The sequence below is a fragment of the Bacillus sp. FSL W8-0183 genome (genome assembly GCF_038006825.1).
GTDB lineage: Bacteria > Bacillota > Bacilli > Bacillales > Bacillaceae > Bacillus > Bacillus altitudinis.
Map to the genome: position 1 here is coordinate 2909819 of NZ_JBBOVY010000001.1, position 24829 is coordinate 2934647.

Annotated in this window: 24 protein-coding genes; 9 read left to right on the forward strand and 15 right to left on the reverse strand. The window is 41.5% G+C overall.

Translation table 11 applies throughout. The features are described from left to right. Positions 1-13: 13 nt before the first annotated feature. Positions 14-1414 carry a dipeptidase PepV gene (pepV, locus tag NSQ64_RS15415; protein WP_341017217.1) on the reverse strand — a complete coding sequence of 467 codons (1401 nt, stop codon included), beginning with the start codon at positions 1412-1414 and terminating at the stop codon, positions 14-16. Between the two features lie 94 nt (positions 1415-1508). Here pepV and NSQ64_RS15420 point away from each other — a divergent pair, with 94 nt between their 5' ends. Both NSQ64_RS15420 and NSQ64_RS15425 read left to right on the forward strand, forming a co-directional pair. After that, entirely contained in the window at positions 1509-2807 is a 1299-nt protein-coding gene (locus NSQ64_RS15420; RefSeq protein WP_017358329.1) for an NCS2 family permease, read from the forward strand. A gap of 369 nt (positions 2808-3176) precedes the next feature. Then, on the forward strand, positions 3177-3398 hold the full coding sequence (locus NSQ64_RS15425; RefSeq protein WP_008356419.1) for a DeoR family transcriptional regulator: 222 nt from the start codon (positions 3177-3179) through the stop codon (positions 3396-3398). A gap of 67 nt (positions 3399-3465) precedes the next feature. On the opposite strand, the gene NSQ64_RS15430 is transcribed toward NSQ64_RS15425, so the two are convergent. Then, on the reverse strand, positions 3466-4182 hold the full coding sequence (locus NSQ64_RS15430; RefSeq protein ID WP_017367874.1) for a pseudouridine synthase: 717 nt from the start codon (positions 4180-4182) through the stop codon (positions 3466-3468). 15 nt (positions 4183-4197) lie between these two features. After that, positions 4198-5820, reverse strand: coding sequence for a putative polysaccharide biosynthesis protein (locus NSQ64_RS15435; protein ID WP_341017220.1), 1623 nt, complete (start codon positions 5818-5820; stop codon positions 4198-4200). A gap of 175 nt (positions 5821-5995) precedes the next feature. Between NSQ64_RS15435 and NSQ64_RS15440 the strand changes: the two genes are divergently transcribed. The 4 genes from NSQ64_RS15440 to NSQ64_RS15455 all read left to right on the forward strand — a co-directional run bounded on the left by NSQ64_RS15440 (position 5996) and on the right by NSQ64_RS15455 (position 9792). Continuing rightward, entirely contained in the window at positions 5996-7267 is a 1272-nt protein-coding gene (locus NSQ64_RS15440; RefSeq protein ID WP_144667093.1) for a BaiN/RdsA family NAD(P)/FAD-dependent oxidoreductase, read from the forward strand. Next, complete coding sequence (locus tag NSQ64_RS15445; RefSeq protein WP_008343027.1) at positions 7264-7461, forward strand: hypothetical protein; 198 nt, start codon at positions 7264-7266, stop codon at positions 7459-7461. The genes NSQ64_RS15440 and NSQ64_RS15445 overlap by 4 nt, the downstream gene beginning before the upstream one ends. Before the next feature lie 140 nt (positions 7462-7601). Then, positions 7602-9134 carry a glycine betaine transporter OpuD gene (gene opuD, locus NSQ64_RS15450; protein WP_041093413.1) on the forward strand — a complete coding sequence of 511 codons (1533 nt, stop codon included), beginning with the start codon at positions 7602-7604 and terminating at the stop codon, positions 9132-9134. A gap of 133 nt (positions 9135-9267) precedes the next feature. After that, positions 9268-9792: a CbrC family protein gene (locus tag NSQ64_RS15455; RefSeq protein WP_341017223.1), complete on the forward strand. Its 525-nt coding sequence runs from the start codon at positions 9268-9270 to the stop codon at positions 9790-9792. Positions 9793-9978: 186 nt separating this feature from the next. Here NSQ64_RS15455 and NSQ64_RS15460 read toward each other — a convergent pair whose 3' ends face one another. The 7 genes from NSQ64_RS15460 to NSQ64_RS15490 all read right to left on the reverse strand — a co-directional run bounded on the left by NSQ64_RS15460 (position 9979) and on the right by NSQ64_RS15490 (position 15266). Further along, complete coding sequence (locus tag NSQ64_RS15460; protein WP_003217582.1) at positions 9979-10161, reverse strand: sporulation protein Cse60; 183 nt, start codon at positions 10159-10161, stop codon at positions 9979-9981. A 102-nt stretch (positions 10162-10263) separates the two neighbouring features. After that, positions 10264-10575, reverse strand: a complete 312-nt coding sequence (locus NSQ64_RS15465) for a rhodanese-like domain-containing protein (protein ID WP_341017225.1) — start codon at positions 10573-10575, stop codon at positions 10264-10266. Between the two features lie 54 nt (positions 10576-10629). Then, positions 10630-11313, reverse strand: coding sequence for a YesL family protein (locus NSQ64_RS15470; RefSeq protein WP_007501858.1), 684 nt, complete (start codon positions 11311-11313; stop codon positions 10630-10632). A 24-nt stretch (positions 11314-11337) separates the two neighbouring features. Beyond that, the gene (locus NSQ64_RS15475) at positions 11338-12627 is read right to left on the reverse strand and encodes a Gfo/Idh/MocA family protein (RefSeq protein ID WP_060781305.1); all 1290 of its coding nucleotides are present in this window, start codon (positions 12625-12627) and stop codon (positions 11338-11340) included. An 18-nt stretch (positions 12628-12645) separates the two neighbouring features. Continuing rightward, positions 12646-13173, reverse strand: coding sequence for a lipoprotein YteS (locus NSQ64_RS15480; RefSeq protein ID WP_341017228.1), 528 nt, complete (start codon positions 13171-13173; stop codon positions 12646-12648). Beyond that, complete coding sequence (locus NSQ64_RS15485) at positions 13170-14282, reverse strand: glycoside hydrolase family 88/105 protein (protein ID WP_341017230.1); 1113 nt, start codon at positions 14280-14282, stop codon at positions 13170-13172. Before NSQ64_RS15485 ends, NSQ64_RS15480 begins: the two co-directional genes overlap by 4 nt. A gap of 18 nt (positions 14283-14300) precedes the next feature. Continuing rightward, positions 14301-15266 (reverse strand): ABC transporter permease, encoded by a 966-nt coding sequence (locus NSQ64_RS15490; RefSeq protein WP_008343019.1) that lies wholly within the window; start codon positions 15264-15266, stop codon positions 14301-14303. Between the two features lie 231 nt (positions 15267-15497). On the opposite strand from NSQ64_RS15490, the gene NSQ64_RS15495 reads away from it, so the two are divergent. Continuing rightward, entirely contained in the window at positions 15498-17798 is a 2301-nt protein-coding gene (locus NSQ64_RS15495; protein WP_341017232.1) for a helix-turn-helix domain-containing protein, read from the forward strand. A 35-nt stretch (positions 17799-17833) separates the two neighbouring features. Here NSQ64_RS15495 and NSQ64_RS15500 read toward each other — a convergent pair whose 3' ends face one another. Further along, the gene (locus NSQ64_RS15500) at positions 17834-18205 is read right to left on the reverse strand and encodes a winged helix-turn-helix transcriptional regulator (RefSeq protein ID WP_008343017.1); all 372 of its coding nucleotides are present in this window, start codon (positions 18203-18205) and stop codon (positions 17834-17836) included. Between the two features lie 154 nt (positions 18206-18359). Between NSQ64_RS15500 and NSQ64_RS15505 the strand changes: the two genes are divergently transcribed. After that, positions 18360-19547, forward strand: coding sequence for an MFS transporter (locus tag NSQ64_RS15505; RefSeq protein ID WP_024719303.1), 1188 nt, complete (start codon positions 18360-18362; stop codon positions 19545-19547). Positions 19548-19560: 13 nt separating this feature from the next. Continuing rightward, on the forward strand, positions 19561-20400 hold the full coding sequence (locus NSQ64_RS15510; RefSeq protein WP_341017236.1) for an aldo/keto reductase: 840 nt from the start codon (positions 19561-19563) through the stop codon (positions 20398-20400). Between the two features lie 44 nt (positions 20401-20444). Here NSQ64_RS15510 and NSQ64_RS15515 read toward each other — a convergent pair whose 3' ends face one another. The 4 genes from NSQ64_RS15515 to NSQ64_RS15530 all read right to left on the reverse strand — a co-directional run bounded on the left by NSQ64_RS15515 (position 20445) and on the right by NSQ64_RS15530 (position 24756). Further along, a complete protein-coding gene (locus tag NSQ64_RS15515; protein ID WP_341017238.1) occupies positions 20445-21944 on the reverse strand; it encodes an extracellular solute-binding protein in 1500 nt (499 codons plus the stop codon). 25 nt (positions 21945-21969) lie between these two features. Further along, complete coding sequence (locus tag NSQ64_RS15520; protein ID WP_098680761.1) at positions 21970-22830, reverse strand: carbohydrate ABC transporter permease; 861 nt, start codon at positions 22828-22830, stop codon at positions 21970-21972. A 218-nt stretch (positions 22831-23048) separates the two neighbouring features. After that, positions 23049-23801: an NAD-dependent epimerase/dehydratase family protein gene (locus NSQ64_RS15525; protein WP_341017240.1), complete on the reverse strand. Its 753-nt coding sequence runs from the start codon at positions 23799-23801 to the stop codon at positions 23049-23051. A 52-nt stretch (positions 23802-23853) separates the two neighbouring features. Further along, complete coding sequence (locus NSQ64_RS15530) at positions 23854-24756, reverse strand: dienelactone hydrolase family protein (RefSeq protein WP_017367887.1); 903 nt, start codon at positions 24754-24756, stop codon at positions 23854-23856. Positions 24757-24829: the final 73 nt, after the last annotated feature.

The window sequence follows — 24829 nt, forward strand, 5'->3', positions numbered from 1 at the left end:
TCTCTATCCTTTTTTATTTGGCCAATTCATACATGGCTTGTGCATATAGCGCAGTTGCTCGTAGTAAATCATCGATTTCGATATATTCATCCTTTTGATGTGCACAATCAGGTCTTCCTGGGAATAGAGGGCCAAAGGCAACGCCTGCTTCTAATGACCTTGCATACGTTCCTCCCCCAATCGCAATAAGATGGGCAGGATCTCCTGTTTGTTCTTCGTAGACACGCTGTAATGTTTTCACAAGTGGATGGTCTTTTGAGACGTGATGAGGAGGACTGTCATCAAATTTCTCAATCGCTGCCCCTTTTATTCGTTCAATCCCTTTTTTGACTTCCTCACCGTCCGCTGTTACGGGATAGCGGACATTCAGCCCAAGATTCGCTTCTTCGTTTTGCGAATAGCGGATTGTGCCAACATTCAAGGTCAAGTCACCACTAATATCATCTTTACAAGCGATGCCGAGTTTTTGTCCTCTTGTGTCTTGATCAAATAAAGCATTTATTTGTGATGTAAAAGCGAGCCCTCTTTCATCTAATTCATGCGCACATAAGAAATTCGCCATATGAATGCCCGCATTTGTGCCATTCGCCGGCTCCATTGCATGAACTGATACACCTTTTAATGTGAATGTCAGTCCATCTGCTATATGGTTTGTCTCACCGGTTAACTGATTTTCCGCAAGATAGGCTGCAAAAGCCGTTTTTAATGCTTCAGCATCGTGATCATTTGCTGCTGCCACAATCGCGCGAGCCTCATCTGGGACCATATTGAGACGCATGCCTGCTGTGAATTGCTTAAGGATGTAACGCTTGTTTTCTTCTGATTGTTCGTATGTAAAGGATACGATGGCATCTATGATCCCTTTTTCAGCATGAATAATTGGAAAATCAGCATCTGGTGCAAAGCCAATTTGCGGCATCGCCTCATGCTTGAAATAGTGATCGACGCATCTCCAATCGCTTTCTTCATCTGTGCCAATGATGATTCGAATCTTTTTCGACAGCGGCAGACCGGCATCTTTTAACATTTTCAATGCGTAAAACGCCGCCATGGTCGGCCCTTTATCATCAATGGCGCCTCTTGCAAAGATTTTATTTTCTCTTATGTCCGCTGAAAATGGTGGGGTTGTCCAGTCGTCACCCGCAGGCACGACATCCACATGGCATAGCACACCGACGATGTCTTCGCCTTCTCCATATTCAATATGACCAGCATAACCATCAACATTTTTCACTTTGAAGCCCTCGTCCTGCCCTTTTTTGAGCATATACTGAAGAGCCTCATCCACTTTTTCACCGAACGGTTTTCCTGCTGTGCCGCCTTCTTCATCCAAGACACTTTCAATTTGTAAAAAAGATTGTGTATCCTGAATCAAACTGTCTTTTTTTCGTATGACTTCTGCTTCCCAATTCATTTTTCCATTCCTCCTTGAAAAAAGGTTGCAATCCACCCTTAAAACGAATATTATATTAAGTGTTTTGTAATAATGTTCGTAAATGGAGGATTTTATGTTTCAGTTAAAAGAGAACCAAACCAACATAAAGAAAGAATTACTCGCTGGTATGACGACATTCTTTACGATGGTATATATTGTAGCCGTCAATCCAGGAATCCTTTCAGATGCAGGCATTCCTTTTGACCAAGTCTTTACTGCAACCATTATCGCTGCTGTTGTCGGTACACTCTGGATGGCACTCTTTGCAAACTATCCGATTGCCATTGCACCAGGTATGGGGCTGAATGTCTATTTCACCGTCACTGTTGTCGGTGGTGGGGGTCTCAGCTATCAAACAGCATTTAGTGCGGTATTTGTTGCTGGAATACTCTTTATTATTTTATCGTTAACATCCCTTAGAAAACAACTCATTGAGGCGATTCCAGATAATTTAAAGTACGGGATTACAGCAGGTATCGGATTATTTATTGCATTCATTGGGCTAAGACAGTCTGGAATCATCACTGCTGATCCACAAAATCTTGTGAAGCTTGGTAATTTAAGCTCACCTGTTGTCATTTTGACACTCGTTGGTTTAATGATTTCTGTCATATTAATGGTTCTTCAAGTGAATGGAGCGCTGTTTATCGGCATGTTAGCAACCACGTTAATTGCACTTGCAACAGGTCAGCTTCATTTTCCTAAAGTGCTAGTGGATACCCCAGCACTGCCTGAAGGAATGCTGATTACAAATCCATTCGCTGCGTTTGGCGATGTATTTTCCCATCACTTGTATGCTGTTGTCTTCTCCTTTTTACTTGTGACGATTTTTGATACAACTGGAACAATGATCGGGGTTGCGGAACAAGCAGGTTTAATGAAAAATGGTCAGCTCCCAAAAGTACGCAGAGCCTTACTTGCTGACTCTGCTGCAACGACAATTGGCTCAATGTTTGGAACAAGCCCAACCACAGCTTACATTGAATCTTCATCAGGAGTGGCTGCTGGCGGAAGAACTGGACTGACCTCTTTAACCGTTGCTGCATTGTTTATTGTGGCTTTGTTTTTTGGTCCGCTCGTTCAAGCCATTTCGTCTTTGCCGTCCATCACTTCACCTGTCTTAATCATTGTCGGCTGTTTGATGATGAATTCAGTGTCACGTATTCGCTGGAATGAGCTTGACGAAGCATTTCCTGCTTTTCTTGTGATTCTTTCCATGCCGCTGACATCTAGCATCTCTACAGGAATTTCACTAGGATTTATTTCATATCCACTTGTGAAGCTGGCAAAAGGAAAATGGAAAGAAGTGCATATTCTTGTGCTCATTTTTGCCGTCTTATTTTTCGTGCAGCTCTTTTTCTTAGAAGGATAACCAAAATAAAAAGACACATTTCTCATTTGAATGTGTCTTTTTTGTATGAATGATTTTTTATTTTGTAAATTTTCTGTGTTTATTTTTTGCTCTTTCTTAAGTGGCAATTTTCTTTATACGCCTTGTGTTTATTGGGTTGTAACCGGATTCAAATCATGATATATACCATAATTTCATTCATGAAGACAAGTTTAAAAACACGTAAAGTTGACTTTTTGGTGGAACTAGATGCATAATAACGTGTATAATAGAATAAAACATTAAGAAACACGAACATTTACCATTGTTGCATGTCCTTATGTCGCAGTTTTAGTGTAGTAAGTTGTGGTTAGTCAAGTCCATCCGATCTTATTGATAGGGAGTGGTTTTTTGAAACCTTCAACAAACCGTATGATGACTCGAATAAAATCAGTTTATATGTTCATTCAAGAGAAAGGTCTTGTGACGACACAAGAGCTGGTTGATGAATTCGGGATCACACCTAGAACCATCCAAAGAGACTTAAACGTGCTTGCCTATAACGATCTTGTTCATAGTCCAAGCAGAGGCAAATGGGAAACAACGAGAAAAAAAGTAAAAATATCATCATAAGCGAATAATGAACTTCCATATAACAAAAAGAACCGGCGATATGCCGGTTCTTTTCATTTGCTCTATATTAATCACGATTGATTAAGCTGTCTAACTCTTCCTCCGTCAATTCACGGTATTCTCCTGGCGCCAAATCTTCGTCTAATGAAACAGCCCCCATCGAGAGCCGTTTTAAAAAGATCACTTCATTGCCCACTGCTTGTGCCATCAGCTTCACTTGATGGTACTTCCCTTCAGTAATCGTTAAACGGATTCGTGTATCTGCCTCTTGGTTGGCATCTACTTCAACCTTCGCCGGCTTCGTTCGGTAGTCGTCTAAAATCACAACTCCCTCTTCAAGACGAGTGATGTCTTGATCTCCAAGCGGGTATTTTAGATGAACTTCATACGTTTTCGGAACATGCTTTTTCGGAGATAACAATTGATGAGCAAGCTGGCCGTCATTTGTAAGGAGGAGGAGACCGACTGTATCCTTATCCAGTCTCCCCACAGGGAATGGCTCCCTTGCAATATCCTCTGGCTCTAGTAAATCAACAACCGTCTCATCTCGCAGATCCTCCGTTGCTGAAATGACACCGTCTGGCTTGTTCATCATGAGATAAATGAATTCTTTATACTCTACACGCTCTCCATGCACGAGCACTTCATCATTTGTTGGATCGACATGATCTTTCACCTGCTTCGCCACTTCTCCATTCACTGTGACAGCCCGGGCCTTGACCAGCTTCTTTACATCTTTCCTTGAACCAAAGCCCGTATTGGCCAGCAATTTATCAAGCCTCATGCTTCTCCACCTCTTCTAACTCTTTTTTCTTAAAAATGACGGCATCCGTCTGCCAAGTACACGCTCTAACAATCCAACTTTATAAGATAAGAACATATACACACCGCCGCCAGTGATCATTGAAATCAAAATGACAATACCCGCTTGTATGATTCCGCCTTCATATGAAATGACTTGACTCACAAGCTGACATGTCACATAAGCCACTACAGCCATGATTGCCGTTAAAATACCAATTAAAATAAACCGTTTGAAAATCCTGCGGAACGAATAGCCTGCATGGCGCTTGATCATGATGAACATATACAAAATCGAGGCACTGTAGCCTAATGCCGTTGCAAGCACAGAACCGTTTCCTTGCAGCCAGCTAATCAGCGGGATATTGAGAACCGTTTTAATGATAATCCCTAACAAAAGACTGACGATCGCAAATTTTTGTTTGTTAATCCCTTGTAAAATCGCTGCGTTAATGGTGAATAAAGAAAACAGTAACGCAACAGGTGCATACCAAAACAAAATAGAAGTCCCAATCTCAGGATGCACAGACGGATAGAAAAACCAATAAACTGGTCCAGCCAATGCCGAAATACCAAATGAAGCAGGCAGAACGAAGAATAAAATGACCTGCATCGTTTGATCAATTTGTCGATTCAGCAGCTTGTAATTTCGCGCTGTAAAGGATTCCGTTATGGTAGGAATCAATGTTAAACCAAATGCAGTTGCAAGTGACACAGGAATCATGACAAGCTTCGGTAAATATAACGTCACAATAGACAGAACCGCTGTACTAATATCCTGATGTCCTGATGCAATCATCGCTCTGTTAATTGTATTTGTATCAATATAAGAATAAATCGGAATGGCAAGCCCAACAAACACATAGGGTGCTGCATAACTGAACAGCTCTGTAAACATTTGCTTATAAGATAATCCAGAATAGTCCCCTGTATTCGGCTGCATTGCCAAAAGCCGATCTTTCCGCTTCAGCCAATATAAATAAAGCGTAAATAGACCGCCAAACGCACCAATGAGTGCGGCAAATGTGGCATAACCAACCGCAATAACAAGACCGCCGTCAAGCACTTTTAAAATGATAAACGTCGCTGTTAATAGGAAGATGATTCTGACAAGTTGTTCGATGACTTGGGAAACAGCTGTCGGGCCCATCATCGAGTGCCCTTGGAAAAACCCTCGCACAAGACTCATAATGGGTACAACCAACAGACCCAAACTGACCATCCGAATCACATAAACCACTTGATCGACCGTCAAACCGCCCGTTTCATTCGATCCTCCAAGCTGAATCTTGGCAAAGATCGGTGCGGTCAAATATAAAATAGAAAAGGCGATAATACCGGTGACAAGCATGACCGACATACCCGCCCTGAACATTTTTCTTGTTGTCTCATAATCGCCGATTGCATTATATTTAGAAACGAATTTCGATACCGCTGTTGGAAAACCGAGCGTAGCAATACTTAAAAAGATCGTATACTGATTGTATCCATATTGGAATAGCGCACCACCAGTCGCTCCGACCATTGCGCTAAATGGAATTAAGTAAATCATACCAAGAATACGAGAGAGATAAGTCCCTATCGTTAAAACCAACGTACCACGAAGCAGTTTATTAGACATGCGCTTAACCACCATTTTTCTAATGAATATTCAACTTAACTATTTTAACACATCATTTCATCGCACAGGTAACAAATCCAATACAGAAGTCACAAAACCAATCAATTCATATTTCAGCCTTCCCCAATCTTCGTTATAATAGAGAAATGACTGAAAGTAGAAAGAGGAATGTAACATGAAACATTATGATGTCATTGTCATTGGCGGTGGACCTTCTGGACTGATGGCCGCGATTGCATCGGCAGAACACGGTGCATCGGTTCTGTTAATTGACAAAGGAAACAAACTTGGCAGAAAGCTCGCCATTTCTGGCGGTGGACGCTGCAATGTGACCAATCGCCTTCCAGTAGAAGAAATCATCAAGCATATTCCCGGAAACGGCCGTTTTCTATATAGTGCATTTTCTGAGTTCAATAACGAGGATATTATTTCGTTCTTTGAAAATCTAGGTATTGAACTAAAAGAAGAAGACCATGGACGTATGTTCCCTGTCTCAAACAAAGCACAATCTGTTGTGGATGCCCTATTGGATAGGCTCCGCGTGCTCAATGTGACCATTCGAACGAATGAAAAGATTAAAACCGTTCTGTATCAAGACGGACAAGCAGCTGGAATTGTTACAAATAATGATGAAAAAATTTCAAGTCATGCCGTTGTCATTGCTGTTGGCGGGAAAAGTGTGCCGCATACAGGCTCTACTGGCGATGGCTATGCATGGGCAGAAGCCGCTGGCCATACCATTACAGAGCTCTTCCCAACCGAAGTACCCGTCACGTCAGACGAGCGTTTTATTAAGGACAAAGTGCTTCAAGGTCTTTCATTAAGAAGTGTGGCCGTGAGTGTTTTAAATAAAAAAGGAAAACCCGTCGTCACTCATGTCATGGATATGATCTTTACACACTTTGGCTTATCAGGTCCTGCCGTTCTGAGATGCAGCGGATTTGTTGTGAAGGAACTGAAAAAGCAACAGGCCGTCCGTCTTCAAATTGACTTATACCCAAAGCTCAATGACGAGGAGCTATTCCAAAAGCTTCATCGCGATCTAAAAGATGAACCAAAAAAAGCCATTAAAAATGTCCTGAAATCTTGGATGCAAGAGCGCTATTTATTGTTCCTTTTAGAACGAAATGGCATTGATCCGCAGGAGACATTTTCTGGTCTGGCTAAAGATAAACTGCGCGCTTTTGCTCATGATTGTAAACATTTCATCGTCCATGCAAATGGGACGCTTTCTTTAGATAAAGCCTTTGTTACAGGTGGCGGCGTTTCTGTCAAAGAAATTGAACCGAAGAAAATGGCATCCAAAAAAATGGCCGGTCTTTATTTCTGCGGAGAAATTTTAGATATTCACGGTTACACAGGCGGTTACAATATTACGTCAGCACTTGTGACAGGCAGGTTAGCTGGCATGAATGCCGCACTAGAACTAAAGGAGAGATTTCAATGATTAGACGCGCACTTCCGATTGTCCTTGCAGTTGTCATTAGTTTGACAGCCGCTTTCTTTATGAAGCTGTCCATTACCCCGTTAAAAATCGCCATTATTTTAGCGTTTACGATTTTCGCAGTTTGTTTAAAAGAATATGTCTACCGTCTGCGCAAACGAATTGAAGAAAAGTCATCTTCACATATCGATGGTTGATAAATGGAAGCAAAACATGTTACGGTAAAATAGAGGTCGAGTGAGAAACTCGCCTCTTTTTGTTTGAAAATAGTTGAGACAGGGGATATTAAATTAAATCCTCTGCTTAAACGTGTAGAACAACAGGAGAGTGAGATGGTGTGAAAAACGTATCAAGTGTATTTTGGATTGTGATTGCTATCACATTTATTGCCGTTCTATGGGGAGCCTTTTCTCCAGAATCACTACAAAATGTGACAGATCAAATTCAAACATACATTACAAATGACTTTGGCTGGTATTATTTATTAGTCGTATCACTGCTTGTCGGCTTTTGTCTATTCTTTATCTTTAGCCCTATCGGAAAAATTACGTTAGGTAAGCCAGGTGAAGAGCCTGAATTTGGTCTTTTTTCTTGGTTTGCGATGCTATTTAGTGCTGGAATGGGCATTGGGCTTGTTTTTTACGGAGCAGCTGAACCGATCAGTCATTATGCGATTCAATCACCAACGGGTGACACTGAAACTGCACAAGCCTTCCGTGATTCCCTTCGTTATACTTTTTTCCACTGGGGACTTCATGCATGGGCGATCTATGCCATTGTTGCGCTTTGCATTGCATACTTTAAATTTAGAAAAGATGCGCCTGGCTTAATCAGTGCAACACTGCAGCCAGTTTTAGGAGATAAAACGCACGGATGGATCGGAAAAACCATCGATTGTATTGCTGTGTTCGCGACAGTTGTTGGTGTTGCAACGAGCTTAGGATTAGGCGCAGCACAAATCAATGGCGGATTGGATTATCTATTTAACATTCCAAATGCCTTTAGCACACAATTGATTATTATCATCATTGTGACGGTGCTCTTCCTTGCATCTGCTCTTAGCGGTATTGGTAAAGGGATTAAATATTTAAGTAATATCAACATGGTATTAGCAGCTGTTCTGATGTTTTTCTTACTTTTGGTAGGTCCAACAGTTTATATTTTAAATTCATTTACTGACTCTATTGGACAATACTTATCCAACATCGTTCAAATGAGCTTTCGTTTATCTCCAAATGACCCTGAAAAGAGAGAATGGATTAACGGATGGACGATCTTTTATTGGGCATGGTGGATCTCTTGGGCACCATTTGTCGGGATCTTTATTGCACGTGTATCACGTGGACGAACCATTCGAGAGTTTTTAGTTGGTGTGTTAGTTGCTCCATCTATCCTTGTATTTCTTTGGTTCTCTATTTTCGGTGTTTCTGCGATGGACTTACAGCAAAAGAATATTGTCGATGTTGCAGGCCTTTCTACGGAAACCATGCTTTTTGGTGTACTAAATGAATATCCGCTGGCAATGATCACATCGATTCTAGCTCTTATTTTAATTGCGGTATTCTTTATCACATCAGCAGACTCAGCCACTTTTGTGCTTGGCATGCAGACAACCTATGGATCATTAAATCCATCCAATAGTGTAAAGATCAGCTGGGGTATTATCCAGTCAGCAGTTGCGGCAGTGCTCTTATTTTCAGGCGGTCTTGAAGCCTTGCAAAACACAGCCAAACTTGCTGCTTTACCGTTCTCTGTTGTCATCATTTTAATGATTGTATCTCTGTACAAATCATTAAATGAAGAACGAAGAGCGATTAAACAAGCAAATAAGTACAATAAACCAAGAAGTCCAAGAGTAAAAAAAGCATAATCATCACAAGAGAAAAGTCGTTCCTCATCCGAACGGCTTTTTTTCTCGTTGAAATAATTGAAGATTGTCATGACATTGTGTATTCCGATAAAATAGTGTTGAATCATCACTTTTCAACATAATGGAGGTTTATATGACGTTACCTACGTTCAAGTACAACCCAGACCCAGTTTCATTACATGTAATTAAAAAAGAGCAGACGATATGCCCCGTTTGTGAGAAAGAACGAGATTATGTATATCATGGTCCTTTTTATTCTGTTGAAGACGCTTCTGGCATTTGTCCTTGGTGCATTAAAGATGGATCAGCTGCTCAAACATATAATGGAATGTTTCAAGACGATGTGAGTTGTGATGACGTCGATCATGAAGAATATATAGATGAACTGATCTACAGAACGCCGGGTTACCGCGGATGGCAGCAGGAATATTGGTTAAGCCATTGCGGGGATTTTTGCGCGATTGTGCAGTATGTTGGTTGGAAAGAGATTGAGCATTTAGAAGAAGAACTCTCAGAGGATATTGAAGAGATTTGCAGCGGTGGACATTTCACAAAAGAGAACCTGAAACAATGGCTCGTGAACGGAGGAGACTTGCAAGGCTACCTCTTTCAGTGCGTTCACTGCAAAAAGCATCGTTTACATATTGATGCTAGTTGATCATATCAAAAGGACCTTTATTTGAGCCCTTTTTCTTCTTTTCAGCGTGATAGAAAACCTTTGCAGCCCTAGGAAGGAAGAGTACTGGCGCGGAGCGAATTTGACATTCGTGAGCACCAGCACGCAGGACTGACAAAGAATGCGAGGGTTTGTCTACACGCTGATAGGACCCTTCAGCAGGTCCTTTTATTTTTTATATAAAATGAGCGCTGAAAAACAGTAGAGCTGCTCTCCTCCTTGCTCACAGATCACCGCCACATTGTATTTGATGTCAATAATTTGGTCGTCGTCCATTCCTTTTAAAAAAAGATTGATTTCGCTTTGCAAATCTTTCTCGTGTTCTTCATCAAATACAGCTACCTTCAGCACATATGCCACTCTCCCTTCTCTTGCTACTCTATTTTTATGCAAATAGAGACGGACATATGAACAAAAAAAAGCCTTCCATCTTGTCGATGAAAGGACTTCTTTTTACAGCTTCGGTTTTGTTTCTCCTGTCCATGCAAGCATGCCGCCAACGACATTGGTTGCTTGATAGCCTTGGTCTTCTAAGAAATAGCAGACATTCTCACTGCGTTTACCAGAACGGCAAATAATATAATACTCTTGCGTCTTATCAAACGCATCCAGCTTCTCAGGAATATCGCCCATTCGAATATGGACTGCCTCTGGAATCATGCCTTCTGCTACCTCTTCATCCTCACGCACATCGACGAGTTGAATGACTTCTTCTTGCTCTAGCTTTTGCTTTAATTCTTCTATTGAAATTTCTTTTACTGACACGACTCTCATCTCTCCTTTTATTCACGGTGACACCATTATAGCAAATCATACACATCACTGCGTATTCACCCGCTTGGATTGAAGGAAAGACGGGAATCGTTTCTTCACATCAACTGCCGGCTGCTCGCTTTCAAACTCTATCTTTTTAAACACTTGATAGGCCAGCCACATGTGGCCATATGCGAGAATGCTGATGCTAAAAAACGGCACGATCCCTGGCAAATAAGCAAATAGGATAAAGAGAACAGCCGAGAAAACGAGCATAGAGAGCGTATATTGCAAATACGAGATACCAAGCAGAAGGGAAAATTTCAAATAAAGACGCTTTTTCCAATCATAATGAGCCAGCAGCGGAAAGATATAAAACAAGCTGACAATAAACAGAAAACCAAAGATATAGATCGCAAAGCGAAGCACGTGTAAAAACCAACTCGTTGGATAAATATAAGCAAGGTCTACATAAATAATTGTCCCGATGATGACCAGCACCACTCCAATGACATTAGAGCGTACAAATTCTTCGCGGTATACTTTCCAAAAGGTTTGAAAGACGCTGACTTGCTCATGCCCTTGTATCCACTTTCTCATCACAGAAAATAACGCTGTTGTTGCAGGCATGAAGCCAAAAATTCCAAGCCCAAGTAAAGTGAACAAAAGCCATAACAAATTCGTATAGGCAAGTCTCATCACCCACTCACACATGCGCAACATTCTGCTCATTGATCCATCATGATCCATCTCTCTTCCCTCCTCTCTTTCTCGTTACACCGTCTCTTTTTGAAACAATTCTTCTATTTCAATCGGGCGTTTTTCTGCAACTGAGCGCCACATGCCTTCGCCAAGTGCAATGGAATAAGCTCCCGCCTCTGCTCCTGCCGAAATGTCATAAGAAATGAGCGGATCTTTTCCTAAAAATAAATCTGCTAATAATAGCGGATCTCCGCCTCCATGACCACCTGATTGTTTCACAACTTCAATCGTTTCTTTTCCACCAAACATCGGGTAGTATGCAATTGTCTGTTCAGGGAATTGAAAAGGGATTCTTGATGGCACATGAAACTCATTTGTTTCAATCCGTCCCTTCGTCCCGTTAATTGCAAGCCGGTAGCCTTCATATGGCGCTGAAAATTGAATCGAATAACTTAACAAAGCCCCCTGATCATAAGCCACTGACGCCACATACGTATCCTCAATATCAATTTCTTGATCAAAAATACAGGCATCCGGGCGATAATTTGAGTATTGCTTTGACTGCTGCTCACCCGATTCAATATGGTCATCCTCCACCTTTGTGCGCTCTACCCGCGGATTCCACCTTGCTTCATAATGACAGGTATCTCTTACATGACAGGTTCCACAATATCGATTCTCTTCACCCTGCAAAGGATTCCAAGGACTTTCATCCCCATAATAATTCAGTGCGCCATAGGCAAATACTTGCTTCGGCTTTTGATCAATCCACCAGTTGACCAAGTCAAAGTGATGGGTCGATTTATGAATAGACAGACCGCCTGAATATTGACGCGAGCGGTTCCACCTTTTAAAATAACTGGCTCCGTGATACGTATCAATGAGCCAGCTTAACTCAACAGACGTGACCCTTCCAATCTTTCCATCTAAAATGAGCTCTTTTATCTTTCGATGGAATGGATTGTAGCGATAATTAAAGGTGACGGTGACCTTCCCTTTGCTTTCTGCCTCTTTTTCCATCACCTGTTTGGCGTCTTTTGCTGTTGTGACCATCGGCTTTTCCGTTATGACATCCAGATCATGATCCAGTGCCTGCAGGATATATGTGACATGTGTATCATCTCGCCCCGCCACAATGACGATATCTGGTCTTGCTTCCTTCACCATCTGACCAAATGCATCCTCATGAAAAAATGAGACGCCCCTTAGTGATGGAAAACGCTCCTGACAAAGTGTATATCGCTTCTCATCTACATCTAAGAGCCCTGTAATCCTGTAATGCTCGTTGAAATCCTCGGTGAGCGGTTTGATAAACATATTGAAGGCACGGTGACTGAGCCCGCAAACAGCGACCCTTTTCACATTCCCCCACCCCTTTTTCTATTGGTTTTCACGAAGCTGCTTCATGAGAGACAGTGCCTCTTTAGATTTCTCCGCATACACAGGTATGAAGGCGACCATATCTCGGTGTAATCGAAAGGTATAGCCATTTAGCTGCTTTGTTCCTTTCTTGATTTGGACCGCATAATCGACTGTATTTCCCGTCTTTGTTGCATCTTCCACCGTATATGGTCCTGCCCCTTCGCCATCTATCTGCATCTCTTCAAGCAGCTGAAAGCTTTCAGGGTCATCATATGTTCTAAACATTTCTTCCGGGACAAACATCACGTCCCCCTCTTTTGCAGTTATTTCAACAAGAAGTTTTTCAGGAATTGCAGGGAAGATGTGAACGTCGTATGTCTCCTGATTTGGTTGAAAAGCTTTCTCCACTAATTGGTCTTTCATTGCTTTTGACATGTCAGAAAAAATAAGGACATCAATCCCCTCTGTTTTCCCCTGACAGGCGGACAAATAAAAGGCAGCGATGAAGCTGAGGAGCCATGCCGCAGCCCTTTGATACCGCCTCATACCTTTTGAAACACAGACAGCTTTTCTAGTTCAGTTAACGCCATAATAAAAGCGCCTGCTCCATGCAAATCATTCGTGCTCCGCTCTCTGCCAACGTAATAGTCATAAAATCCCGCAGATGTTCCAATACAAATATCGTTCACCGTAAAATCGCCGTTGTCTTTTTCCTCCGTTTTATACTGAATCAATCCTTGATACGCTTTGACCACATGATCAACATATCGAAGACTGACATATCCTTCATTCATGGCTTTTGCCATCGCATATATGAATAGACATGACCCTGAGCTTTCAAGCCAATTGTCGCTATGACTTCCTTTATCAATGATTTGATGCCATAGACCCGTTTCGTCGTCCTGATATTTTGCCACACTTTCCAGCATATCTGTCAGTGTGTCCTTCCACACTTTTCGTCCTTCATGACCTTCTGGTAAATCTTCGATCATGTCGGCTAACGCAAGGACATACCAGCCAAAGGATCTTGCCCAAAATTCTGGGGAACAGCCCGTCTGTTGATCAGCCCATGGCATCACTTTCCGTTCATCCCATGCGTGATAGTAAAGGCCCGTTTTTTCATCTTTGGTATGCTTTCTCATGAGATGCTCTTGATGGATGACCATGTCCACCAGCTCCGATTCTCCTGTCAACTGGGCATACTTTAAAGCAAAAGGCCCACCCATATAAAGACCATCTAGCCACATTTGATAGGCATAATTGTCTTTATGCCAGAAACCGCCCTCAGTCGTGCGATTCAGCGTCCGGTAAAGCCCCCGAAGCTTTTCTGCTGCCTTCACATACCGCTTCTCTCCCGTTCTTTCAATCAGCGGGAATAAAATGAGCCCTGCTTGAATGGCATCAAGCTCGTCTCTGCGGAATAACAGATTCCCATGGTCATCAATGAGTGAGTCAGCATAATTTTTCACATAATCAAAGTACGTCTCGTTTTCTGTTGCTTCGTAAAGCTTCATCACTCCGCAAAGGAAAACCCCTTGATGATAGTGCCACCTTCCAGCTGGCGGAAGTTCAATCGGTGTATACGCTTTCATTATTGTTTGTGCTAATTTCTCTGCATGTTCAAGCGGTGATCCCTTTTCAATCGATAATGTCATTGGTCTTCATCTCCCCTTTTAATAAATCCCTTCTTCTCCAAACTTCTTCGCTAAACGGTTTGCCATCATGACCAAAATAAGTCCAACGGCTGCTTTAAATAAACCAACAGCGGTACTATAGCTGAATTGTCCTTGCTTCAGACCAGCTGTATACACATACGTATCAAAAATCTCTGCGACTTCCCTGTTGGTCGCATTGAGTAATAAATAGACATGCTCAAATCCAAGTTCTAATGTATCACCAATTTTTAAAATGAGCAGTACAACAATGACGCTTTTAATCGCAGGAAGGGTGATGTGCCACATTTGTCTGAGTCTGCCGGCTCCATCCATTTTTGCTGCTTCATATAGCTGCGGATCTACTGCTGTAATCGCCGCAAGATAAATAATGGTTGACCAACCCGCTTCTCTCCAGATTACCTGCAAAATGTACATGGGTCTAAACCATTCTTGACTAAGAAGGAAGTTAATCTTTTCTCCTCCGAAGAAAGCAATCAATTCATTGATTAACCCGCCATCTACCGTTAACAAAACAAAAGATAAGGACACGACAATCACCCATGACATGAAGTGAGGAATATAAATCATTGTCTGAACAAATTTCTTAAACAGTGCCAATCTGACCTCGTTTAAAAGAAGGGCTAATAAGATTGGAATCGGAAAGAAAATCACGACATTCATGGCAAATAAAATGAGCGTATTTTTTAATAAGATGAAAAATGTTGGTTCTGTAAATAAGCGAATAAAGTGTTTGAAGCCAACCCACTCACTGCCAAGAATTCCGAGAAACGGCTGGTAATCTTGAAAGGCAATGATCAGCCCCCACATAGGGACATATTTAAAGACAAGAAAATAAAGGAGCCCTGGCAAAATCATTAAATACAGAAATTTTTGACTAAGTAATTGATTAAGTAAGCGCTTTCTCTTTTCTTTTTTCAAAGCTGCCGCAGGCACACCCTTGGCAGTGACATCCTGTGTTTTCACAGATAAAGCCTCCCCTCATGCTGATGCATGTGTTAACTGTATCTTAAGGATGAAAAATCCGTCTACAATCATATCATCAGATCATATTTACTCAGGGGAAGCTACTCAAAACGTTACATAAAACATAAGAAAATGATCCTAATCTCAGAAAATGATTATTGACAAACCTACCAGATTTTTGGATTAATAAACTAAGGGGAAAAGATTGTTTCGTTTGAAATGGGGGGTTTTATGAAAAGAAAGCAGTATAAATTTTATTACAAGCTGGTGACGTTTTTTTTCGTGCTTAGTACAATTCCTGTTATTATTGTCGGTATTTTTTCTTATCAGCATTCGCAAAAAACTGCACTCGAAAATATTTCAAATGAAAAGCTGGACAGCGTCAAACAAACGCAATCCAATATTGAGCATATTCTAAAGACAGTAGATCATTCTCTCACTCACTATGTCAGTTCGCCGCCTCTCCTTCAAACACTGGCAGAACCTTTAAATCCAGACCAATTCCAACTTTATAATCAAGTCCAGCAAGAACTGAATTACCTGCAAACCTTCGACACCGATCTCTCCAATATTACACTTGTTAGTAAAATGGAAGATTGGTATATGAACAATTCTGGTCTTTATCATGTCTCAAACGGAGATCAAGAGAAAGCGTTAACCTCTTACCTCAATATTCCGAGTCATTCCAGCTGGGCACTTGAAGAAAATAATCCACTTGTCTCAACAAAAGAAGGAAAGACATCCTTTTGCAAATACAATGTGAATTTAATCAAGCAGCTTCCGATGAACAGTGTCCAAAAGAAGGGGATCGCCGTCGCCAGCATTCCAAGCTGCGTGATTGCGGACAACATGCCTGACTTCTCTCAATCTGATAGTATGTTTGTCATTGATACAAACGGAAAAGTGCTGCTACATAATCGAAAAGAACAAATTGGTGACTCGTTAAAAAATCAAGATTTCGTCAAACATGTCCTGTCACTTGAAGAACGATCCGGACAATTTGATATGAAAATCGATGAACTAAACTATCAAATTACGTTTCAAAAATCAGATTATAACGAATGGACATACTTATCCTTTGTCTCCATTCCAGAACTAAAGCAGCAAACGAAATCAATCGGGTGGATCACCTTTATTATTTGCTTTATTTTGTTAGCGCTTTCATTATTATTTTCATGGTTTGGCTCTAGACACTTTTATAAACCGATTCGCTTATTATACGAATCCTTTGCACGTAATGAGTCGTTTTTGCATAAACAGCCTTTCCAAAATGAATTTGAGCTCATCGAATCGAGCATTAAACAAATGAAAGATCAAAACAATGATCTAGAGGAACGGATTGAGCAGCAAGTGACCCACTTACAGCAATACTTTATGGTGCGGCTGCTGCTTGGCAAGCTGACGGAAGAAGAGATTCACAACCGATTTCAAAGTCTAGGCTTTCCTCGTGACTGGTCCCATTTGTCCATGCTTGTGACCCAAATCGATACACTAAAAGGAACGCCGTATGAAAAAAAGGATGCAGACTTGCTTTTATTTGCGATAAATGGACTGATCGAGCAGATTATTCCGCTAGATGAGCATCTTCAGCCGACCGTTGTCAATCAGCATCAAACGACGATTGTTCTCAATCAATCGAAGTCAGAAGAGGAATTTACTGAATATTTAAATCAATTAGCCGAAACAATTCAGCAGCGGATTGAGGAAGAGCTGGGCTTATCGATCAGCATTGGGATCAGCCGCCCATTTAAAGAGTTACCTATGGCCAAACATGCTTATATTGAAGGGAAAGAAGCCCTAAAATACAGGCTCAAAGCAGAGAAAAAATCCATTCTTTTATACGAGCACATTCAGCAAGGAAAGACGTTTAAGACTCATTTCCCAAAACAGCTGCAGCATGATTTATTTGATGCCATTAAAGCAGGCGATCAAGGCAAGGCAGATCACTATTTACATGTGCTTCTGCAATCCATTTTTTCTAAAAATGCTGGACCACATGAGTACCAGATTGCTCTCGCTCGTTTTTTAAACAATCTCATCGAGCTGATGCATTTGCTCGGCATTGAATTGTTTGAAGTCGAAGATAATAAAATGCTCTATGATACGATCTTTGAGTTTAAAACGTTTGAAGATACAGAAGCGTGGCTGAAACATGAGATCATTCGACCCATCATTGATCAGCTCGGCGCGCGTGAAGACTCTCAATATAAAAATATCTCAGAGAAAATCATTCATATCATTCATCAAGAATTTGACTCAGATCTGACATTGGACGAAATCGCTACACGCCTGCACTATAACCCAAATTATTTAAGCAGTATTTTTAGAAAAGAAATGGATATCTCCTTTAGTGAATATCTCTCGTCTTACAGACATCATGTCGCCAAAAACTGGTTGGTGGAAACGGATATGTCGGTGAAAGAAATTTCGGAAAAGCTAAAATATAAAAATCCGCAAAATTTCATCCGCTCCTTTAAAAAGCTGGAAGGCACGACACCTGGGAAATACCGTGATCAGAAAAAAGGCATATAAAGCAAAGTCCCGCTCTCACAAGAAGCGGGACTTTTTTATTTAAACTGTTCATTTAGAATACTGTCTTCCAGCACTGAAAGCGGCTCGCCATACACTCGTTCAATATGGGCTGCCCCCCAATCACATAACGCATTCAAAATTCGCTCAAGTGACTGTCCGTATTCACTTAATTCATACTCCACTTTAGGCGGCACTTGTTCATATACAATGCGGTTAATCACACCGTCATTTTCAAGCTCTCTCAGCTGCTGTGTGAGCATTTTTTGTGTGATGTTTGGCATGAGGCGCTTCAGTTCACTCGTCCGCTTTTTCCCATGTGTTAAATGACATAAAATGACACACTTCCATTTCCCGCCGATCACTTCAAGCGTTGCCTCCACAGAGATATTATATTTCTTCTTTTCCAACGTCTCTTCACTCCTTTTGATGCTGTACAGGCACTTTTTAGTACCTATATTACAAAAAAGTACGTACTTTTTTTTCTGTCATCTATGTTAGATAATAACTCTTGCCGATCGGCTTCGTCTATTAAAATGTCATGAAAGAAGGATGTGAATCACTATGCAAAACAAACAAAATCACTTTGCCCTTCTCGCACTAGCGATTAGTGCATTTGCTATAGGTACAACTGAATTTATCTCTGTAGGTCTTCTGCCGATGATCTCAGAGGACTTTGGCGTGAGTGTCAGTCAGGCCGGCTGGACCGTTTCTTTATATGCACTCGGTGTTACCTTTGGCGCACCAATTCTAACCTCACTGACTTCCGCTATGAACAAAAAGACATTGCTTTTGCTCATTATGCTCGTCTTTCTCATTGGAAATACACTCGCCACGATTGCCCCGACTTTTTCTGTGCTCTTAATCGGACGAGTGATTTCAGCCCTATCACATGGCGTATTTATGTCGATTGGCTCGACCATTGCCGCAAGCCTTGTGGTGAAAGAAAAGCGGGCAAGCGCTATTGCCTTTATGTTCACTGGTTTAACAGTCGCTACTGTGACCGGTGTGCCATTCGGTACGTTTCTTGGTCATGAGCTCGGCTGGCGGACGTCATTTGGTGTGATTGTCATGATTGGCCTAATCGCACTGATTTCTAACTATTTCCTTGTTCCGTCTCAATTGAAACAGGGCGTGAAAACAACGTTTAAGGATCAAGCAGCCTTATTAAAGACGAAAAGAATTTTGCTTTTATTTGTCATTACTGCTACAGGGTATGGAGGAACTTTTGTCGTCTTCACCTATTTATCCCCTCTCTTGCAGCATGTGACAGGTCTTGCGCCTGGAACAGTTGCCTTGATCCTGCTGTTATACGGGATGACCATCGCCGCTGGGAATGTCATTGGCGGCAAAGCAGCGAATAAACAGCCAATGAAAGCACTGATTTATATGTTTATCATTCAAAGTCTCATCTTGTTTATCCTTAGCTTTACTGCTGGATTTATGACACTCGGGATTGGAACTGTGATGCTGATGGGACTGTTTGCTTTCATGAATGTACCCGGCCTTCAAGTTGCCGTCGTTGATTTTGCAGAAAGGTATACACCTGGAGCTGTCGATGTTGCTTCCGCTCTGAATATCGCTGCCTTTAATGCAGGTATCGCCATTGGTTCATTTTTAGGCGGTATCGTGACAGATACCCTTGGGCTTGTGCATACCGGCTGGGTTGGCGGCATCATGGTGCTCATGGCGGCCATACTCACGATGGTGAGTCATCAAATCGAACAAAAAGAATACAAACAAACCATTTAAAGGAGTCTTTCATATGAACGATTTACAAAGTACAAAAACATTAAACAACGGCGTCCGCATGCCAGGATTTGGTCTTGGGGTCTTTCAGGTTGAAGAGGGAACGGAATTAATTGAAGCTGTTAAAACAGCCATTCAATTAGGATATCGCAGTATTGATACAGCTTCTATTTACGGCAATGAAGAAGGTGTTGGACGAGGCATACAACTTGGTCTAGCAGAAACAGGCCTTCGCCGCGAAGACATCTTTGTGACATCCAAAGTGTGGAATGCCGATTTAGGATATGAAGCGACACTAAAAGCATACGAAGACAGCCTGAAAAAACTTCAGCTTGATTACCTTGATCTGTATTTAATTCACTGGCCAGTTGAAGGGAAATACAAGGAAGCATGGCGCGCGCTTGAAGCGCTGTACCGTGAAGGAAAAGTTAGAGCCATCGGTGTGAGTAACTTCCAGCCGCATCATCTAGATGAATTATTGAAAGATGCGGACATCATTCCAGCGATTAATCAAGTCGAGTTTCATCCAAAACTCACGCAGGAAACGCTGTTTACGTATTTGAAAACACATGGCATCCAAATGGAAGCCTGGTCACCACTTATGCAGGGGGAACTGCTAAAGCACCCGCTGATCACAGAGCTTGCGGGCACATACAGCAAAACACCTGCTCAAATTATTTTGCGCTGGGATGTGCAAAAAGGCGTCATTACGATTCCTAAATCAACGAAAGCCCATCGTTTAAAAGAAAATGCCGATATTTTCGATTTTGTCCTATCTGATGAGGATATGAAGCGCCTGTCTGCCTTAAATGAAAATAAACGAATTGGTCCTGATCCAGACAACTTCGACTTTTAATGAAAACACCCCCGCTTTTTACTAAGCGGGGGTCTTCATGTTCATCATTTTGATTTTTTAAAGGAAGCTTCATATTCTTCTATGATTTTATTTCCACCATTTGATTTCCACTTCTCTACATCTTTCTTAAATTGTTCTTCGTTGATATCACCAAGAATGAACTTATAGGTTGCATCATCGATGATTTTCTTCAATTCATTTCCTCGCTCTGATGCTGTTTCTGAATACAGGCTTTCAGCAGGGTTAGCGACAATGATGTTTTTATTGTCTTCTTCTAGCTCTTCATATTTTGTACGAACTGCATCGCCTTTATTTTTCAAGTAACGTTTATCAATCCCTACGAGGCTGACAAGCGGCTGTACATCTGTCTGCCAGCTTTTCACTTGGCTTTCTTCCCTCACAAATGTATTTCCATCTTGTTTGTTATAATGCTTTCCATCAATCCCATACGTCATGAGACCATATACGTCTTCTTCTGCAATGCGGTCAAAGAAAGCCAAAATTCTCTTTAACTCTGCTTCAGATTTGACGCTTGTTTTAGGGAAGGCGAAGATGCCATTATGGCCGCCTGATGCCCATACACGTTCTTTGCCATCTGGGCCTTTGATTCGGTTGATAATATCCACTTCCATGTTCTTATCTGTTGCATCATCTCTTAAGTTCACTGCATCTACCATATTTCCAACATAGATACCCGCTTTTCCTTGTGAGAACAATTCTTGCTGCTGCGTTTTGCTTGTGACTGGGAAGTCTTTGTTTATATAGCCATTGTCACGCAACTTTTTCATATATTTCATTGTATTCATATACTCATCTGTCATAAAGTCTGGCGTAAATTTGCCGTTTTCTTCTTTCCAATCTGTTGGCATTCCTTCATAAGAACCGAGCGTTTTAAATGCACCGTAAATCAAATCGTTACGGTCTGTAAAACCAATTGTATCGTCCTTGCCATTTTTGTTCGGATCTTTTTCAGTAAATGCCTTGGCTACTTCATAAAGGTCATCCAGCGTTTTTGGTGTATCCATATTTAAATTTTCAAGCCAATCCTTTCGAATGACAATCCCTTGTCTTGAAAGTGGTCTCTCTCTATAAATGCCATAAAGCTTCCCATCGATAGAGGCATTTTTATTAATCAGTTCGTTCATCTTACTTAAATTTGGATAATCCTTTAAGTATGGACCGATTTCCCAGAACATGCCTGATCTGAACGCATTGATAGCAGATGAATTCTTAATGTCTTGAATCGTCACAATTTGCGGGAGGTTCCCTGCGGCAAGTGCTGAATTTAAACGGTCTTCTTTCACCGCATCAGGCACCCACGTAATATCAAGCTCTGTATTTGTGAGCTTCTCAATCTCTTCTAACACTGAATCTTTCGGCGGCTGCTGATGATACAAAATCGCCATCCATGTCAGCTTCACCTTTTTGTCTAAATCAACCTTTTCATCTGATGAGCTTGCCCCTTTACTTGAACAAGCTGACAGAATACCGCTTGCGGCAAATAACAAAACAAAGGCAATCAGCCATAATTTCTTTCTCCCCATAAGATCCCTCCGTTATTCCATCTTTTTAACCCTTTACAGAACCTAGTAATGCCCCTTTGTTGAAATGCTTTTGAATAAATGGATAGACAAGCAGAACGGGAATGGTCGCCACGACGATGACCGCCATTTTAATGGTTTGGTCTGGCGGCGGTGTTGATGAGCCCATATCTGACATATCTCCCTGCATACCGCTTGATACAATGACGATTTGTCTTAACAGGACCTGAATTGGCCATTTCACCGAATCGTTTAAATATAAAATGGCTGTCATGTACGTATTCCAATACGTCACGGCATAAAAAAGTGAAATCGTCGCAATAGCTGGCAAAGAAAGTGGCAGCACGATTTTAAAGAAGATCCCTAAATCGTTACAGCCGTCCATCTTCGCTGATTCTTCAAGGCTTGCTGGTATGTTTTGAAAGAAGTTTTTCAAAATGATCAAATTGAATGCATTGATGGCCACTGGCAGAATGAGTGACCAGTAAGTATCAAGCAGCCCAAGTGTTTTCACGACGATAAACGTCGGAATCATCCCTCCGCTAAACAGCATCGTGAAGACAACGAGAAACATGAGAGTTCTTCGGCCCTTTAGCTCCTGACGAGACAGCCCATACGCCATGAGTGAGGATAAAAACATGCTGACCGCTGTTCCAACGAGTGTCACAAGAATGGATACAATCAGGCTGCGATACACAATATCTGTAGAAAAGATATAGCGATAGGCCTCTAGAGAAAACGTCGTTGGAAACAAAATAAACTTCTTTGAGATGACCTCTTCTACTGTCGCAAAAGAGGCGGCAATGACATGGATGAACGGGAGCACACATATTAATGCGAACATGAGTAGAAAAGAGTAATTAAATACATTGAACAATCGGCCTTTAATAGAACGATCTATGTTCATCACGCCCTTTCTTTGTAAGCGTTATCATTTCGTCTGAACATAAGCTGCAGCCTTTGACGATATCGTGATTAAAATGTAACAAACGGGGGAAGAAAGCGTCTATAATCATCATGACAGACCACAGAGATGATCATGCCATTCGTGCTTTTAGCCTCATCAATGAAAAGAAAAAGATCATGAGCTAATGTCATGATTATGCCCTATGCCTGATCGTTTTCTTTCAGAATTTCTGCCGTATTGACATCTGGCCTGTAGCCTAACTCCTGCTTCGTTTTCTCAGTAGACCAAGGTTTTCCTTCGTTTTCTGATACAGCATAATAAGTCCCGAATGGAACGTCCGTTTCGATGGCAGCCTTGATCATGCCGAAAAGGTCTTCATGTGAAAGAAGCGTTCGTTTCGTTCTTTTTTTGGTGTGCAATCCTTCCATCTCATCTGTCACGACGGTTCCAATTCTCAAATTGATGACAGACATACCTGTTTGATTGTGAAACAAACGCCCAAGCTGTTCGGAAGCAAATTTTAAAATGCCATACACATTTTTCGTTGCTGGTACATCATCAGTCGTAATTTCTCGCCCTAGTAAGGAGTGACCATCTTTTTCATAGCGATCTGTCACATGGTTACTGCTTGCAAAAATGACTTTTGGAATGCTTAACCTGGCCGCTGAACGAAACATATTATACGTGCTTATCCAAAACACCTCATTCATTTTTGCAAACTCCTTTTCATTCATCACATCATGCGTCATGTCTATGTTTAAAAGATGAATGATCACATCTGTATCTCTTGGAATGGCTTGAAACAACTCCTCTTCAATTGCCGCATTTGCAAAAATGACTTCTTCTACACATCTTGTTTGATCAATGATGGTCAGGTCATACTCCGAAGAGAGCTCTTTAGTTAATAAACGTCCGATGACACCACATCCGCCAATCATGGTGATTTTTTTCATCTGTTTCCTCCTTCATCTTCTATCGGAGTAGTATGTCCATGCCGTCTATTGATTACAGCCACTTTTTCAAAAAACGTGTAGCCTCGTGGCGCATAGCAGCCGTTTCAAAATGACCTGCATGTAAACCTACAAGCTGATAACGTTCCTTTAAGGAAGCAGCTTGATAGGCTTGACTTAATGTCTGTTGAATTCGTCCAACACCTTCAGCAGGTGTAAGCTGATCATGCTTTCCAACTAAGCTTAAATGCGGTCTTGGGAAAATCATTTCTTGGATGTCAGCTGCTGTAAAGTGCTTAGCTAAGCTCGGTACATAATAGTAAAAACCGTGTCTATCTAAATGATTTGTTTCAATCAATGTGTGATGATCAACCTGTGCGCAAAGATCCACACACACACTGACCCTCTCATCAAGTGCTGCCGTCCACCATGAAAGAAGGCCGCCCATTGACATCCCAAAAACAGCTAAACGCTCTGGAAGCACATCAGAGCGGGACAGCAAATAATCAATTGCACACATGCTCTCATACAGCATCATGCCCCACATCACTTTTCCTGTTAACAGCATTTCTTTGAAAATTTCACTTTCTGTTCTTCCCCTTCTTTCACCAAATCCCGCGTGATCAATCGCCAACACACTATAGCCTTTTGAAGTGAATTCTTTCGCGTATGAAGGCGCTTGCAAATAATGAGCCCCCTTCAATAACTCTTCTTTCCCATCCACATAATTCCCACCATGAGAATGCTGAAACAAGACAACAGGCCTTTTTTTCACTGTATCTTTCGGCTTCACAAAATAAGCCGGAACTTCCTCCACCCCATGAATAGAGAGAATGAGTGTTTCTACTAAATACGATTCACGTTCCTCAATCTTTAACGTATATGCCTCCACACGATGGCGCTCCGGCATTTCCCCTAATAAACTGAGCAGTTGTTCACGTTTGCTTTCCTTTTCCATTGACGTCACTCCTCATTTTCTTGATCAACTTGTTAAATACGAGATTGATGGAGGAATTACCTTGTTTTCGACA

Bases quoted from the DNA above. Each gene is read 5' to 3' on its own strand.
- pepV (WP_341017217.1), bottom strand. From the start codon at position 1,414: ATGAATTGGGAAGCAGAAGTCATACGAAAAAAAGACAGTTTGATTCAG.
- NSQ64_RS15420 (WP_017358329.1), top strand. From the start codon at position 1,509: ATGTTTCAGTTAAAAGAGAACCAAACCAACATAAAGAAAGAATTACTC.
- NSQ64_RS15430 (WP_017367874.1), bottom strand. From the start codon at position 4,182: ATGAGGCTTGATAAATTGCTGGCCAATACGGGCTTTGGTTCAAGGAAA.
- NSQ64_RS15435 (WP_341017220.1), bottom strand. From the start codon at position 5,820: ATGTCTAATAAACTGCTTCGTGGTACGTTGGTTTTAACGATAGGGACT.
- NSQ64_RS15440 (WP_144667093.1), top strand. From the start codon at position 5,996: ATGAAACATTATGATGTCATTGTCATTGGCGGTGGACCTTCTGGACTG.
- NSQ64_RS15445 (WP_008343027.1), top strand. From the start codon at position 7,264: ATGATTAGACGCGCACTTCCGATTGTCCTTGCAGTTGTCATTAGTTTG.
- NSQ64_RS15455 (WP_341017223.1), top strand. From the start codon at position 9,268: ATGACGTTACCTACGTTCAAGTACAACCCAGACCCAGTTTCATTACAT.
- NSQ64_RS15470 (WP_007501858.1), bottom strand. From the start codon at position 11,313: ATGGATCATGATGGATCAATGAGCAGAATGTTGCGCATGTGTGAGTGG.
- NSQ64_RS15480 (WP_341017228.1), bottom strand. From the start codon at position 13,173: ATGAGGCGGTATCAAAGGGCTGCGGCATGGCTCCTCAGCTTCATCGCT.
- NSQ64_RS15485 (WP_341017230.1), bottom strand. From the start codon at position 14,282: ATGACATTATCGATTGAAAAGGGATCACCGCTTGAACATGCAGAGAAA.
- NSQ64_RS15495 (WP_341017232.1), top strand. From the start codon at position 15,498: ATGAAAAGAAAGCAGTATAAATTTTATTACAAGCTGGTGACGTTTTTT.
- NSQ64_RS15505 (WP_024719303.1), top strand. From the start codon at position 18,360: ATGCAAAACAAACAAAATCACTTTGCCCTTCTCGCACTAGCGATTAGT.
- NSQ64_RS15510 (WP_341017236.1), top strand. From the start codon at position 19,561: ATGAACGATTTACAAAGTACAAAAACATTAAACAACGGCGTCCGCATG.
- NSQ64_RS15515 (WP_341017238.1), bottom strand. From the start codon at position 21,944: ATGGGGAGAAAGAAATTATGGCTGATTGCCTTTGTTTTGTTATTTGCC.
- NSQ64_RS15525 (WP_341017240.1), bottom strand. From the start codon at position 23,801: ATGAAAAAAATCACCATGATTGGCGGATGTGGTGTCATCGGACGTTTA.
- NSQ64_RS15530 (WP_017367887.1), bottom strand. From the start codon at position 24,756: ATGGAAAAGGAAAGCAAACGTGAACAACTGCTCAGTTTATTAGGGGAA.